This is a genomic window from Polaribacter sp. IC066, from assembly GCF_007997085.1.
Taxonomy (GTDB): domain Bacteria; phylum Bacteroidota; class Bacteroidia; order Flavobacteriales; family Flavobacteriaceae; genus Polaribacter.
In genome coordinates this window covers 1-13,924 of the sequence record NZ_VORR01000008.1, presented here as the reverse complement: position 1 = coordinate 13,924, position 13,924 = coordinate 1, and the positions used below count along the sequence as shown (strand labels likewise).

General features: G+C 30.8%; 12 protein-coding genes. 8 read left to right on the top strand and 4 right to left on the bottom strand.

Going from position 1 to position 13,924, the window contains the following annotated elements:
- The first annotated feature begins 101 nt into the window (after window positions 1–101).
- From ES044_RS03900 to ES044_RS03885, 4 genes are read left to right on the top strand one after another with little or no spacing between them, the layout of a single operon-like run.
- Window positions 102–3,431: a DUF4175 family protein gene (locus ES044_RS03900; protein ID WP_147118602.1), complete on the top strand. Its 3,330-nt coding sequence runs from the start codon at window positions 102–104 to the stop codon at window positions 3,429–3,431.
- A gap of 2 nt (window positions 3,432–3,433) precedes the next feature.
- Window positions 3,434–3,847, top strand: coding sequence for an rRNA maturation RNase YbeY (ybeY, locus tag ES044_RS03895; RefSeq protein ID WP_147118601.1), 414 nt, complete (start codon window positions 3,434–3,436; stop codon window positions 3,845–3,847).
- 45 nt (window positions 3,848–3,892) lie between these two features.
- Window positions 3,893–5,770 carry a tRNA uridine-5-carboxymethylaminomethyl(34) synthesis enzyme MnmG gene (gene mnmG, locus ES044_RS03890; protein ID WP_147118600.1) on the top strand — a complete coding sequence of 626 codons (1,878 nt, stop codon included), beginning with the start codon at window positions 3,893–3,895 and terminating at the stop codon, window positions 5,768–5,770.
- Window positions 5,771–5,815: 45 nt separating this feature from the next.
- Window positions 5,816–6,673, top strand: a complete 858-nt coding sequence (locus tag ES044_RS03885; protein ID WP_147118599.1) for a class I SAM-dependent methyltransferase — start codon at window positions 5,816–5,818, stop codon at window positions 6,671–6,673.
- A gap of 143 nt (window positions 6,674–6,816) precedes the next feature.
- Here ES044_RS03885 and ES044_RS03880 read toward each other — a convergent pair whose 3' ends face one another.
- The 3 genes from ES044_RS03880 to panB form a co-directional block, all read right to left on the bottom strand.
- A complete protein-coding gene (locus ES044_RS03880; RefSeq protein WP_147118598.1) occupies window positions 6,817–7,215 on the bottom strand; it encodes a DoxX family membrane protein in 399 nt (132 codons plus the stop codon).
- A gap of 237 nt (window positions 7,216–7,452) precedes the next feature.
- Entirely contained in the window at window positions 7,453–8,409 is a 957-nt protein-coding gene (locus ES044_RS03875; RefSeq protein WP_147118597.1) for a 2-hydroxyacid dehydrogenase, read from the bottom strand.
- A gap of 162 nt (window positions 8,410–8,571) precedes the next feature.
- Entirely contained in the window at window positions 8,572–9,390 is an 819-nt protein-coding gene (gene panB, locus ES044_RS03870; protein WP_147118596.1) for a 3-methyl-2-oxobutanoate hydroxymethyltransferase, read from the bottom strand.
- A gap of 257 nt (window positions 9,391–9,647) precedes the next feature.
- On the opposite strand from panB, the gene ES044_RS03865 reads away from it, so the two are divergent.
- The 3 genes from ES044_RS03865 to ES044_RS03855 all read left to right on the top strand — a co-directional run bounded on the left by ES044_RS03865 (window position 9,648) and on the right by ES044_RS03855 (window position 11,286).
- The gene (locus ES044_RS03865) at window positions 9,648–10,214 is read left to right on the top strand and encodes a sigma-70 family RNA polymerase sigma factor (protein WP_147118595.1); all 567 of its coding nucleotides are present in this window, start codon (window positions 9,648–9,650) and stop codon (window positions 10,212–10,214) included.
- Between the two features lie 3 nt (window positions 10,215–10,217).
- A complete protein-coding gene (locus ES044_RS03860; protein ID WP_147118594.1) occupies window positions 10,218–10,481 on the top strand; it encodes a hypothetical protein in 264 nt (87 codons plus the stop codon).
- Window positions 10,482–10,644: 163 nt separating this feature from the next.
- Window positions 10,645–11,286, top strand: coding sequence for an O-methyltransferase (locus ES044_RS03855; protein ID WP_147118593.1), 642 nt, complete (start codon window positions 10,645–10,647; stop codon window positions 11,284–11,286).
- 88 nt (window positions 11,287–11,374) lie between these two features.
- Here ES044_RS03855 and ES044_RS03850 read toward each other — a convergent pair whose 3' ends face one another.
- The gene (locus tag ES044_RS03850) at window positions 11,375–11,656 is read right to left on the bottom strand and encodes a twin-arginine translocase TatA/TatE family subunit (RefSeq protein ID WP_189663217.1); all 282 of its coding nucleotides are present in this window, start codon (window positions 11,654–11,656) and stop codon (window positions 11,375–11,377) included.
- Between the two features lie 235 nt (window positions 11,657–11,891).
- Between ES044_RS03850 and ES044_RS03845 the strand changes: the two genes are divergently transcribed.
- Window positions 11,892–12,188, top strand: a complete 297-nt coding sequence (locus tag ES044_RS03845; protein WP_147118592.1) for a hypothetical protein — start codon at window positions 11,892–11,894, stop codon at window positions 12,186–12,188.
- Window positions 12,189–13,924: the final 1,736 nt, after the last annotated feature.

The window sequence follows — 13,924 nt, the reverse complement described above, 5'->3', positions numbered from 1 at the left end:
TTGTTAATTTTTATCAAATTTTGTTTAACAAATGTTATAATTCCTTTTAACAAATAATTGGTTGCAAATCAGCGCAAAATCATTATTTTTATGAGTTAATTATGAGCGAATACAAAAACATAGAACAAAAGTTACATCAATTTACACGTAAATATTACATGAATGAATTGATAAAAGGGGTGATATTATTTCTTTCTTTGGGATTTTTATATTTTTTCTTTACCCTTTTTTTAGAATATTTTTTATGGTTAAAGCCTCTAGCAAGAACTATTTTATTTTGGGCTTTTATTATGGTAGAAGGTTTTTTATTGATCAAATTTATAGCTGTTCCGGTGGCAATGTTAATTGGACTTAGAAAAGGAATCACTTTAGAAGACTCTTCTCGAATAATCGGGAATCACTTTCCAGAAGTAGAAGACAAGTTATTAAATGTGTTGCAGCTTAAAAATAACGGACAAGAGTCTGATTTAATATTGGCAAGTATCCATCAAAAATCATTAGAATTAGCGCCAATTTCTTTTGTAAAAGCGATTGATTTTAAGCAGAATAAAAAATATTTAAAATATGCAGTTGTACCTGTATTAATTTATGTAGTTAGTTTATTTACAGTATCTAATAATTCTTTAACCCAAAGTTTAGAGCGCGTTGTTAATTATAGAACAGCGTATAATCCGCCAGCACCATTTTTATTTTCTTTGATAAATAAAGATTTAAGTGTTGTTCAAGGTAAATCGATGAGTATAGTTATAAAAACATTGGGTACCGTAATGCCAAACGAAGCAAAAATAAAGTATAACAGTCAAGAATATTACTTACAAAATAATGGAAATGCTTCTTTTTCTTACACATTTCTTGATGTGCAAAAACCAATTAACTTTTATTTAGAGGCTAACGGAGTTCAATCTCAAGATTTTTTTGTTGAGGTTATTGGTACGCCAACGATTAATAACATAGCTTTAGAAGTTAACTACCCGAAGTATTTAGGTAGAAAAAGTGAAACAATTGAGAACGCTACAAATTTAACGGTGCCAGAAGGAACAGCGATTACGTGGCGAGTGAAAACAGCGCAGGCAAATGCTGTGGCATTTATCAACAATAAAAAAAGAGAATTGTTTACGACTATTTCTGATGATAATTTTGAGTATAAGAAAAGAATTAAAAATGCACTGAATTATCAAATTACATCATCTAATAAAAACCTAAAAGATTATGAGAATTTACAATTTTCTGTACAGATTATAAAAGACGAGTTTCCAATGATTTCCGTGAGTTCAAACATTGATAGTATTTTACGTGGTACGGCAGAATTTGCGGGTCAAATTTCGGATGATTACGGATTAAAAAAATTACAGTTGGTCTATTATGATGAAGATCGTTTAGATCATAAACAACAATGGGATTTGGATATATCGAATGAAAATATTCAAACTTTTTTTTATCAATTTCCCGAAGGATTAAATTTAGAAAATGGAACAAACTATGAATTGTATTTTCAGGTTTTTGATAATGATGCGGTAAACGGGAATAAAAAGGTAAAGAGTAATATTTTTAAGTACAGACAAAAAACAGAGGATGAAGTAGAGGAGGAGTTGTTAAAGGAACAAAGAAATACGATAAACGATTTAGAGAATTCTATACAGAAGCAAAAAAAGCAGCAAGAACAGTTAGAAGATATTCAACAAGATTTACAGAATAAAAAAAGTATTAATTGGAATGATAAAAAAAAGGTAGAAAGTTTTATCAAACGTCAAGAGCAATATAAAAAAATGATGCAACGGCAAACAGATAAGTTGCAAGAAAATTTAGAGGAAAAGCAGGAAGAAGATGAATCTTTGCAAGAAAAAAAAGAAGATTTAAAAGAACGTATTAAAGAACTTAAAAAGTTAGACAAGCAGCAGAAGCTATTGGATGAAATTCAAAAAATGGCGGATAAATTAAATAAGGATAAGTTGGTGCAAAAAGCTAAAGAATTAGCACAACAAAATAAGCAGCAACAGCGTAGTTTAGAGAAAACATTAGAAATGATTAAGCGTTTTTATGTAGAGCAAAAAACGATGCAAATTGCAAATAAGCTTGATGAGCTTTCTAAAAAACAGGAAGCACTTGAGATAAAAGAAGAGCATACATTAGAGCCGCAAAAAGAAATTAAGAAAGGGTTTGAAGAAATTAAAAAAGAATTAGAAGAGGTAGCCAAAGACAATGAAAAATTAAAGGAGCCTATGGAGCTGCCAGATGTTGATCAAGAAAAGGAAAGTATTGAGGAATCGTTAAAAATTGCGGAAGAAAATTTAGAAAGTAAAAAGCAGCAAGAAGCAAAGAAAAGCCAAAAAGAAGCAGCTAATAAGATGAAGGAGATGAGTGCGAAAATGCAACAATCGATGATGGATATGCAGGCGGAATCTGTGGAGGAAAACATGGATGATTTGCGTAAGATTCTAGAAAATCTCGTTATTTTTTCATTCCAACAAGAAATGTTAATGGATAAGTTTAATGAAACTTCTACCTCGCATCCTGATTTTGGAAAAGATTTAAAAAAACAAAACGAGATTAAAACGTATTTTGAACATATTGATGATAGCCTTTATGTCTTGGCAATGCGAGTTCCTAAAATATCCACTAAAATACAAGATGATTTATCTGCCATACATTATAATTTAGAGTCTTCTTTAGATAATTTTTCTGAAAATAGATTTAATAACGGGATTTCAAATCAGCGTTATGTAATGACTGCTACTAATAATTTAGCAGATTATTTAAGTACGATGTTAAGTAGTATGAAAAACAATATGTCTATGAAAATGGGCAAAGGCAAAAAAGGAAAAGGACAGGGCTTTAGTTTACCAGATTTAATTAAAAAGCAAGAAGGGTTGTCTGAAAAGATGAAAGATGGAATGAAGGAAGGTGGAGAAAATGCGGGCGAAAAAAAGGGTACTACACCAGGTGAAAACGGAAAATCTGGTGAAAATGGAAAAGGAAATGGTGAAGGCGAAGCTAATGATGACTTGGATGGCGAGTTATATGAAATTTTTAAAAAACAATCTTTATTAAGGCAAGAATTACAGAATGCCATTAAAGAAAGTGAAAGCGGAAATCCGAATGGAAACGACAATGCTAAAAAAGCATTAAAAACGATGGAAGCGCTAGAAAACGAAATATTAGAAAAAGGTTTTAATGGAGCCACGCTGCAAAAAATGCAAAATTTAAATTACGAGTTATTGAAACTAGAAAAGGCAGCTTTAGAACAAGGAAAGGATCAAAAGCGAAAGTCTAATATAAATCAAAAAGAGGAGCAAAGGAATAAGGCAAAAGCTTTAGATTTTAAAAAGCAGTTTTATAATCAAATAGAGATTTTAAATAGACAATCCTTACCTTTGCAACTTAATTACAAAAAGAAAGTCAGAGAATATTTTTCATACGATCAAAAAGAATAAATATGATAACGTTTAACTATGAAACATCCTTTAATTTAAAAGATGAGGGTCGTTTAGAAAATTGGATTACAGAGATCATCAAAAAGCATAATCGGGAAGAGGGAGAAATTAATTTTATCTTTTGTGACGACGAATATCTGCATAAATTAAATGTAGAGTTTTTACAACATGATACCTTAACAGATGTGATTAGTTTTGATAATTCTCTAGGTAATTTAATTTCGGGAGATGTTTATATTTCTATAGAGAGAGTAGTTGACAATGCAAAAGATTTTACGGTGTCATTTGATGAGGAGTTACACAGGGTTATAATTCATGGAATTTTACATTATAGTGGTTTCAAAGATAAAACTGTTGACGAAAAATTGCAAATGAGAAATCAAGAAGACGAGGCTTTAGTGCTGTTAAATAATTGAGTATCAAATTAATAAAATAAAAGTTTCACGTGGAACTATAAGATAATGGGTTTATTTTCAACAACATACGATGTAATTGTAGTAGGTGGAGGACATGCAGGAAGCGAGGCTGCTGCTGCTGCTGCCAATATGGGCGCACATACTTTATTATTAACAATGAATTTGCAGAACATTGCGCAAATGAGTTGCAATCCTGCAATGGGCGGAATCGCAAAAGGACAAATAGTTAGAGAAATTGATGCTTTAGGAGGGTATAGTGGTATTGTAACTGATAAAACAGCGATACAGTTTAAGATGCTTAATAAATCTAAAGGACCAGCAATGTGGAGTCCGAGAGTTCAATCTGATAGGATGCAGTTTTCAGATTGTTGGAGAACAATGTTAGAGGAGACAGAAAATGTAGATTTTTATCAAGATTCTGTGAATGGCTTGTTGTTTGACGGCAATAAAATAATCGGGGTTAAGACGGTTTTAGGTTTAGAAATAAAAGCTAAAACGGTTATTATAACTGCAGGTACTTTTCTAAATGGTTTGATTCATATTGGTGATAAAAGTTTTGGCGGCGGTAGAGCAGGAGAAGGAGCTTCTACAGGAATTACCGAAGAATTAGTTGCCAAAGGTTTTGAGGCTGGTAGAATGAAAACAGGAACGCCGCCAAGAGTAGACGGTCGTTCTTTAGATTATTCTAAAATGACAGAGCAACCCGGTGATGGGGTTACAGAAAAGTTTTCTTATCTGCCAAGTTCAAAAGCATTAACAAAGCAACGCTCTTGTTGGTTAACGTATACAAACCCTAAAGTGCATGATTTATTGCGAGAGGGGTTTGATAGATCACCAATGTTTAATGGTAGAATTAAATCTACCGGGCCAAGATATTGCCCCTCGGTAGAAGATAAGGTAGATCGTTTTGCAACAAAAGACAGACATCAAATTTTTGTAGAGCCAGAAGGTTGGACTACCGTAGAAATGTATGTAAACGGATTTTCAACGTCATTACCAGAAGATATTCAGGACAAAGCAATACGGGCTGTAGAAGGTTTTGAAAACGTAAAGTTTTTAAGATATGGGTATGCCATTGAATATGATTTCTTTCAGCCAACGCAATTAAAACATTCTTTAGAAACAAAATTAATAGAAAACTTATTCTTTGCAGGTCAAATAAACGGCACAACGGGTTACGAAGAAGCGGCAGCACAAGGTTTAATGGCTGGCGTAAATGCAGCGTTAAAAACGCAAGGAAAAGAGCCGTTTATTTTAAAAAGGAACGAGGCTTATATTGCTGTTTTAATTGATGATTTAATTACAAAAGGAACAGAAGAACCATATAGAATGTTTACCTCGAGAGCAGAATATAGAACCTTGTTAAGACAAGATAATGCAGATTTAAGGTTAACGCCTTTAGGGTATAAACTAGGTTTGGCATCTAAAGAGCGGATGGATAGAGTGCTTGAAAAGCAACGCAAAACTGATTTATTAATTAAGTTTTTAAATGAGACGAGTGTAAAGCAAAATGAAATAAACCCTATTTTAGAAGCAAAGAATTTGGCACTGATCAATCAGTCCATGAAGTTGTATAAAATTGCTGCAAGACCACAATTAGATTTTTCTGATTTTAAAAACATTAAAAAGCTATCTGATTTTGTAAAAGAGCACGCTATTGATGAGGAAGTTATAGAGCAAGCAGAAATTCATTTAAAGTATTCTGGGTATATAGAAAAAGAAAAGAATAACGCAGATAAATTGAATAGGCTAGAGAATGTAAAAATTCCGGCAGCTTTTAATTTTCAGAAATTACAATCGTTATCTTATGAAGCAAGAGAAAAGTTAGGAAAGATTCAGCCAACTTCAATTTCTCAAGCAAGCAGAATTAGCGGTGTTTCACCAAGTGATATTTCTGTTTTGTTAGTACACATGGGTAGATAAAATAAAAAAAGTTAACGATGTTCCTCGTGGAACAATTCAAAATAAATGATAAAAGATACAGACTTTTATAAAAATTTACAGCCTTTTTTAGATTGCAAAGATCATACAGTTTCTGGCGAAGTATATCAAATAAAAAAGAATGTTGCGTTTGATATGTTAGTTACAGTACCTGTTCCTAAAAATTTAGCAGCCTACTATAAAAGCGAAGATTATATTTCTCATACAGATTCTAAAAAATCTTTATTAGACAAGGTGTATCAAACCGTAAAAAACATCACTTTAAAAAGAAAAGTAAGTTTAATTAATTCTTTTAAAACGCCTTCAAAAAATATTTTAGATGTTGGCGCAGGTACAGGAGATTTTTTAAAAGTTTGTAAAAATAATTCTTGGAATGTTTTTGGAACAGAACCTAGTTTAGAAGCAAGAAATATTGCCGTAAAAAAAGGAGTTTTATTACAAGAAGATTTATCAAAAATTAAAAACCAACAATTTGATGTTATTACACTTTGGCATGTTTTAGAACATGTAGAAAATTTGCAAGAATATATCTTAAGTTTATACCAGCTACTTTCTGAAGACGGTAAATTAATAGTTGCAGTTCCTAATTTTAACAGTGATGATGCAAAATGGTATAAAGAGCATTGGGCAGCTTTTGATGTGCCAAGACATTTATGGCATTTTTCTCAAACATCAATTTCTAAATTATTTTCTAATGTTGGTATGACTGTAGAGAAAAGAGTGCCTATGAAATTTGATGCGTATTATGTTGCTCTTTTAAGTGAAAAATATAAATCAGGAAAAATGAACCCTTTGAGATCTTTTTATCATGGTTTTGTTTCTAATAGCAGAGCAAAAAAGACAAATGAGTATTCGTCGATACTTTATGTACTTAAAAAGCAGTAAAAACGATTTTTAAAAGGTTTATTTTTATTTTAATTAATTTACCATCTAAATACTTTACTAAAAATAAAAAAGAGCTTAAAACGTATGTTTTAAGCTCTTTTTTTATAGATAAAAATGATTAGGATGTTGTTTTGTAATAGTTTTTAACTATTTAATAAATAAACACCGAAAAGTGTAATGATAAAATAGACGGCTAAAGACATCGCTCCTGCATAATCTTTTGCAAGACGTTGCCCAATAAGTAAAAAAATTAAAACGATAGCACAAAGCGCTGTTCCTAATAATGCAATTTCTTTAGCTCCAGAACTATATAATTGGTAAACACCAATCAACATTAAGATTCCGGCAATAATTTCTAAAACTAAAATAACCGATAATAATAAAGGCACACTATTTTTAAAAGGCGAGTTTTTAAAATGATCTTTAATAAAAGCAAGGTTTCCTTTCCAGTCTATTAATTTATCAATTCCGGATTGTAAGAAAGTAACAATTAAAAAAAGGAGTATTAAAACTTCTGTGGGATACTCTGATAAGAATTTCATGAATGTTGTTTTAAGTGATGTGTAAAATTTATTATTTGAAGTGCTGTTTTTTGCTAATTATGCTTTACAAAAATGAGGTAAAGGTTTATATAAACCAATTTTAGTGGCTGCTACAATTAATTATTTCTTTATTGCTTCCTTTTTTTTTTTAAAATCACTGCAACAAAGATGATTATTGTTTTGATATAACAATTTCTAAAATTAGTTATTTCTGGGTGATGCTTTAAAAGCTCGAAGTTAACAAAATTTTGCTTTAATTTTATGTACAATAGTTTGGGCTAACTTTTGGTTGCTTTCAAGTGTCCAGCCAGCAATGTGAGGTGTTAGTAAAACGTTTTCTGAATTGATTAAATACTTAAAAGCCGTGGGCATTTCTTTTACACCAGAGATACTATCTTTCTTGAATAGATTTTCAAAAGAAGATTTTTCATATTCTAATACATCTAAACCTGCGCCCAAAACTTTGCCAGATTGTAAGGCTTTTACCAAATCATTTGTAACTACAGAAGATCCGCGTGCGGTGTTTATCAACCAAAAATTATTTTTAAAACTGTTGATAAAATCAGCATTGATCATACCTTTGGTAAGGCTAGTTTGTGGTGTATGTAAACTTAAAATATTGGCTTTTTCTTGAATTTCCGCTAAAGAAACTTGTGTACAATTTTCATCTGAAACATGGGGCTTTATGTCATAGCAAAGCACGTTAACATCAAAACCACGAAGTTTTTTGGCAAAAGATTTGCCCATATTTCCGTAACCAATTAAGCCAATAGTTTTTCCATCAAGCTCAATTCCTCTATTTTCTTCGCGCAACCATTTACCATTTCTAACTTCTTTATCTGCTTTATTTAATTTATTAAAAAGCGATAAAAGCATTCCTAAAGCGTGATCACCAACAGCATTTCGGTTGCCTTCTGGGGCCGCAATTAAGGTTATGTTTTTAGAAGATGCATACTCGCAATCAATATTTTCTAAACCAGCACCGACCCTACCAATAAACTTTAACTTTGTGGCTTTATCTATAAAATTTTTATCAATTGAAAATCGACTTCGGATTATAAAACCGTCGTACAAATGAATTTTTGATTCTATTTCTTGTTTTGATGAGGTATAATCTTCATCGTTTGTAAAACCTAAATCGTTTAGTTGATGCAGTAAAAGCGGATGGTTGATGTCTAAATGAAGTATTTTCAAGAGAATTTTATTTTAGATAAGGTGTTAAAACTCCTAGGAATTGAATGAGAACTAAATCTTTTTGCAACGGGTTAAAACCCGTTGCAATGTATTAAATAAGATAACTATTTGAATCAATTTTTACAACAGTTGCTTGCTGTTGGGTAAGTTGCAATAGATTTCTTAATATTGCTCTTTATCACTCGGAAAATTACCACTTTTTACATCTTTAATGTAGTTTTTAAAAGCACCCGTCATGTCTGCATATAAATCTAAATATCTTCTTAAAAAACGAGGATTAAATTCATGTGTCATTCCAATCATATCATGAGTAACTAAAACTTGGCCATCAACACCATTACCAGCGCCAATTCCGATAACAGGAATTCTTAAAGCATCGGCAACTTTTTTAGCCAATGTTGCAGGCACTTTTTCTAAAACAATAGCAAAGCAACCAATTCTTTCTAGCATTAAAGCATCCTCCATTAATTGTTCTGCTTCTTCCTCTTCTTTTGCCCTAACTGTGTAAGTACCAAACTTATAGATGGATTGGGGTGTTAAACCCAAATGTCCCATTACCGGAATACCTGCATTTAAAATACGTTTTATAGATTCTTTTACTTCTTTACCACCTTCTAATTTTATAGAATGCCCACCAGATTCTTTCATAATTCTAATGGCAGAACGCAACGCTTCTTTTGGGTCAGATTGGTAACTACCAAAAGGCAAGTCTACCACTACTAAAGAGCGTTCAATAGCTCTTACAACAGAGCTTGCATGATAAATCATTTGATCTAGCGTAATCGGTAAGGTAGTTTCATGACCCGCCATTACATTAGAAGCAGAGTCGCCAACTAAAAGTACATCTAAACCGGCGCTATCTAAAATTTTTGCCATGGTATAATCGTAAGCAGTGAGCATAGAAATTTTTTCTCCATTTGCTTTCATTTCTACCAAAGATTTTACAGTAACTCTTTTGTACTGTTTTTTTGCTACAGACATATATTTATGTTTTTTACTTCGGTAAAAGTAACAAATAAAAGCAGAAAATTTAATTTTTTGGCGTTTCATTACTTGGGGAGATGTAAGAAAAGGAGTCTTTTTTTTAGAGTTTTAACTGATTTTTAAGGAAACAAAAAGTCGATTTTCTAAATTTAGATGGGCTAAATCTTTTTTTTAATTGATTGAAGCATATGGGAAATATGAAAGTTACTAAAAGAAAAAAAATTACAGTACATTTGATACTCTTAAAACTTAAAATGCCTCAAGAAAAAATTATTTTAAATCCTGACAAATGGATCGATAAATATGCAGATTATTTATTTAATTATGCGGTTGTGCGTGTAAACGATTCGGATTTAGCGAAAGATTTAGTACAAGAAACTTTTTTTGCTGGTCTAAAATCAGCGAAAAATTTTCAAGGAAAAGCTGCAGAAAGAACCTGGTTAGTGGCCATCTTAAAAAGAAAGGTGATTGATCATTATAGAAAAATTAATTCTAAAAAAGGGCAAGCAGAAGTACGAATGAATTTTTATAACGACGGCGAGCACGAAGGAAGTTGGATTGAAGAACGTGTGCCTCAAAGTTGGGATAACGACTCTGAAAAAAAATTAGAAAACGAAGAATTAAAGACACAGTTAGATATGTGTATCGATAACTTGCCAGAAAAGTATGCGATGGTGTTTAGAATGAAAACCATTCAAGAATTTGAAACGGAAGAAATTTGTAAGGAGTTAGACATAACAGCGTCTAATTTATGGGTTATAATTCATAGAGCTAGAACTCAATTAAGAAAATGTATGGAAGATAACTGGTTTAATACTTAAGAAATGTTTAAAAAATTTATGATCTCTTGTGATGAAGCTACACTGATTTGCGACAAAAGCCAATATAAAGAAGCTACATTGGCAGAAAAATTAAAGTTAAACGGGCACTTTTTTCAATGTAAAATTTGTAGATTGTACTCTAACCAGAATAATAGAATGACGTTTTTATTTCAAATAAAGGCGATTAATTGTAAACAACACAAAAATTGCCTGTCACAAGCAGAAAAAGAAAAATTAGCTATAGAATTAAAGAAAGTAAAAGTATAAAGGCTTTGTAGCTTGAAAAACTACAATTTTTGATTTTTTGTTAGATTGAAACGGGATTTATAGAAATATAGGTTCCGTTTTTGTATTTTTGACTTGTGGATCTCGAGCGCAGTCGAGAACTTTTCACTAAATAAGGTATCGGCTGCGCTCGACCAAATATAAGATGCATTTTATACCAGAAGCTATAGATCAATATGTTGTAGAACATTCACAACAAGAACCTAAAATTTTGCAAGAATTAAGCAGAGAAACTTGGCAAAAGGTACTAAACCCTAGAATGTTAAGTGGTGGTTTTCAAGGTAGAATTTTATCGATGATTTCAAAGCTAATTGCACCAAAAAATATTTTAGAGATAGGAACCTATACAGGATATTCTGCTTTGTGTTTCGCAGAAGGATTGGCATCCAAAGGAAAAATTATTACGATTGATAAAAATGAAGAATTGGCAACTTTACAAAATAAATATTTTGAAAAGTCTGGTTTTAGAAAACAAATTGAACAAAAAGTGGGGAATGCTTTAGAAATTATACCTACTATAAATGAGCAATTTGATTTGGTTTTTATTGATGCCGATAAATCTAATTACGTTAAATATTTTCATCTTATTATCGATAAAATGAATGCTGGCGGTATTATTTTATCAGACAATGTACTCTGGAGTGGTAAAATTGTAGAAGCCCTAGACCCAAAAGATATAGACACAAAAATGCTTTTAGAGTATAATAAACTCTTAAATACAGATGATAGAATAGAAACTGTATTGCTGCCCATAAGAGATGGTTTAACAATTAGTAGAGTAAAGTAACTTTAATTTTAACTAAATTTATTCAGTTTTTGCTAAAGCTTTAGTGATTTTACTAAAATTATAAAAGAAAATAAAAAAGTCAAAAAATTTAGGACTGTCTTTTTATAGGCCCTGTTAAATCATCAATATTTTCTTTTACACTCTCAACCTCTTTTTTAATGTCTTTGCCTAGATCTGCATCTAAACCATGACTTTTTGAGGTATCACTAATTTCTCTTTTAATATCGTTAGTAGCATCTTTAACCTGACGAATTCCTTTGCCTAAACCTCGGGCAATTTCAGGAATTTTATCAGCACCAAAAACCATCACCACAATTAACATGATGATAAATATTTCAGGTCCTCCAATAAATAAAAAATGTATTTTCATAATAGTACAAAGATACTAGTAAATTAATTAAACTATTTCATAACCTTTATTAATATTTTATCTGTTTTACTATTTTATTTTTGGTTGATTTTTCGGATGTTGATATGGGATCTGCTAATGATCATTATTTTTAATTAGTTGTTTTTATTCTAAAAAAGATTAACTTTACAAAAGTAACCCCTTTAAATGTATTATGTATCTCCTAAAAAAAGTCTTGGCGCTAGCTGCGCTGTTGATGGTAATATTTTCGTTTACCACAAAAGAAAAGAAATCTGTAACTTCTAACTTAATGTTAAAAGACATGAATGCCATTGAGGTGCTTTTAAAACAGCAGTTTGAGTGCAGACCGTCTTCTAAATTTATGTTCTATGTAGAAACTAATCTTATTAAAAAGGTTAGGGGCGCTAACAACATTAGTGCTAAAGTATATTTTCTAGATAAAGTTTCTGGACAAAAGAAACTATTAGCGGCTGAAATTATTCAAGTTAGTAAATTTAAAGGCGCTATTGCCCTTCAACAAATTAAGACATGAGAACCTTTTAAGAGTATGGTGTTAAAAAACGGTGATAAAGTTCTGAGTGGCGAGCCTAAAGGGTTTTATAGGTTTGATGAATTGATGCAGTTTGAGCCTATTTACAACAGCTATATAACGGCTACTAACAAATTATTAAAATTGAAAAGAACAATTTAGAAAATAATTTTTAAACTGCAATTACCATGATAAAACGGTCTAAAAAGGTGACTTTCGTTTAAGGGTTCTTATGATACTTGAGAATACAGTTTTATTATGAAATGTACACTGAAAACTCATTATTAGGGGTTACTATAGTGCGCTATGAATGCCTCTTGGTTGTGTATCATTAAGTACGTATTAAGTCTTATTGTGCGTTATAACACTTAAAGAAAAAAAAATAAGTTAGTAGATTGTAAAAGAACATTTAAAAAGTAACAACGAAGCGCAAAGGTTAAGATTTGCGCTTTTTTTAAGGGTAAACAAAAAAAACTGATAGTTAATTTTGTTTTTTTAGGTGTAACAAATTTATTTATTTACGAACATCCGCTTCTCTCATTCAATTTTATCAATGCTTTAATAGGCGTTAATGTATCAATATGAATCGTTCATATTTCTTCTCTAATATCTTCTAAAAGTGGGGCATCTAACTTAAAAAAGAACAGTTATATTTTTTCGTGTTGTATTTGTTTGATGGCTCTTAAAGCCAAAAAAAATAGTTTGATGACCGTTTTACGATTTTTTAAAACACCAATTATCATACAGTTAGTTTTATCTTCTCTCTGTTTACTACGAGGTTTCTACCGATTTACGGGGATACCCAAATATCATGGTAAACAGGGATTGACTTTTACATTTTTAATTCTTAAATTTACAAATAAATAATTGCTAAAAATTCTATGGATTAAGAAGTAGAGGTTTACCACCTTATGTCAAAATATGTGTAAGCTATAAAAGAAGTTAAAAATAAGTAGACGAGTTTAGATTTTGAAAATCGTGAGAGCAAGGAAATTTTTTTAACAACTTGCTTTAAAATAGTTAAAAGTGTATTACGATTAGCAAGGATATTATTTTTACTTTTATAAATTATAAGCTCTTGGTGTGAAGAACAGAATGTGATTTAATAAAAGTTGCACCTTGTAGTAGATAGATTTATAAATCTTAAAAAATTAAATTACCTCAAAAATTAATAATAATGTTAAGAAAATATTTTAAGAAGGGATTTCTGCTGGAATGGCGTGAAGATATCAGTTTAAAAAAGAGATTTTTAATAATGATGTTATTATTGAGCCCTTTTCTAATAGTAATCTTTTTAATGTTAACTTGATCGTATTGGGCACAACCAAGTATATAAAAAATAGCAGATAAATGAAAGCTACAAAGCTTGTATTTATCTGTTATGTTTATTTGTAACTATTCAGCCTAGATTTCAAAAAAGAGCTAGTTATTAACAATTCTATCTTTGCTTTTAGGAAAAAGAACTTTCTTGTTAACATTTGTTAGTTACTAGGTAACAATTACATGTTTGATTTTTAGTGCTTTTAAATTGTGTTTGTTTCCTTTGTATCAAAGCATTATAAATTGAACTCCGACAAAAAACGTATTGCAGAATTAGAGTCAAGAATTATATAATTAGAATCAATAATTGAGACTCTACTTGATAAAATCGAGGACTTAACGCATCGTAAAAATAGTCGAAATAGTTCCGTTCCACCATCTAAAGATGAAAATAGACCTTTAAAAAACCAAAGTTTACG

Excerpts from the sequence above, each read along its gene's own strand:
- ES044_RS03900 (WP_147118602.1), top strand. The coding sequence starts at position 102 with ATGAGCGAATACAAAAACATAGAACAAAAGTTACATCAATTTACACGT.
- ybeY (WP_147118601.1), top strand. The coding sequence starts at position 3,434 with ATGATAACGTTTAACTATGAAACATCCTTTAATTTAAAAGATGAGGGT.
- mnmG (WP_147118600.1), top strand. The coding sequence starts at position 3,893 with ATGGGTTTATTTTCAACAACATACGATGTAATTGTAGTAGGTGGAGGA.
- ES044_RS03885 (WP_147118599.1), top strand. The coding sequence starts at position 5,816 with ATGATAAAAGATACAGACTTTTATAAAAATTTACAGCCTTTTTTAGAT.
- ES044_RS03880 (WP_147118598.1), bottom strand. The coding sequence starts at position 7,215 with ATGAAATTCTTATCAGAGTATCCCACAGAAGTTTTAATACTCCTTTTT.
- panB (WP_147118596.1), bottom strand. The coding sequence starts at position 9,390 with ATGTCTGTAGCAAAAAAACAGTACAAAAGAGTTACTGTAAAATCTTTG.
- ES044_RS03865 (WP_147118595.1), top strand. The coding sequence starts at position 9,648 with ATGCCTCAAGAAAAAATTATTTTAAATCCTGACAAATGGATCGATAAA.
- ES044_RS03860 (WP_147118594.1), top strand. The coding sequence starts at position 10,218 with ATGTTTAAAAAATTTATGATCTCTTGTGATGAAGCTACACTGATTTGC.
- ES044_RS03855 (WP_147118593.1), top strand. The coding sequence starts at position 10,645 with ATGCATTTTATACCAGAAGCTATAGATCAATATGTTGTAGAACATTCA.
- ES044_RS03850 (WP_189663217.1), bottom strand. The coding sequence starts at position 11,656 with ATGAAAATACATTTTTTATTTATTGGAGGACCTGAAATATTTATCATC.
- ES044_RS03845 (WP_147118592.1), top strand. The coding sequence starts at position 11,892 with ATGGTAATATTTTCGTTTACCACAAAAGAAAAGAAATCTGTAACTTCT.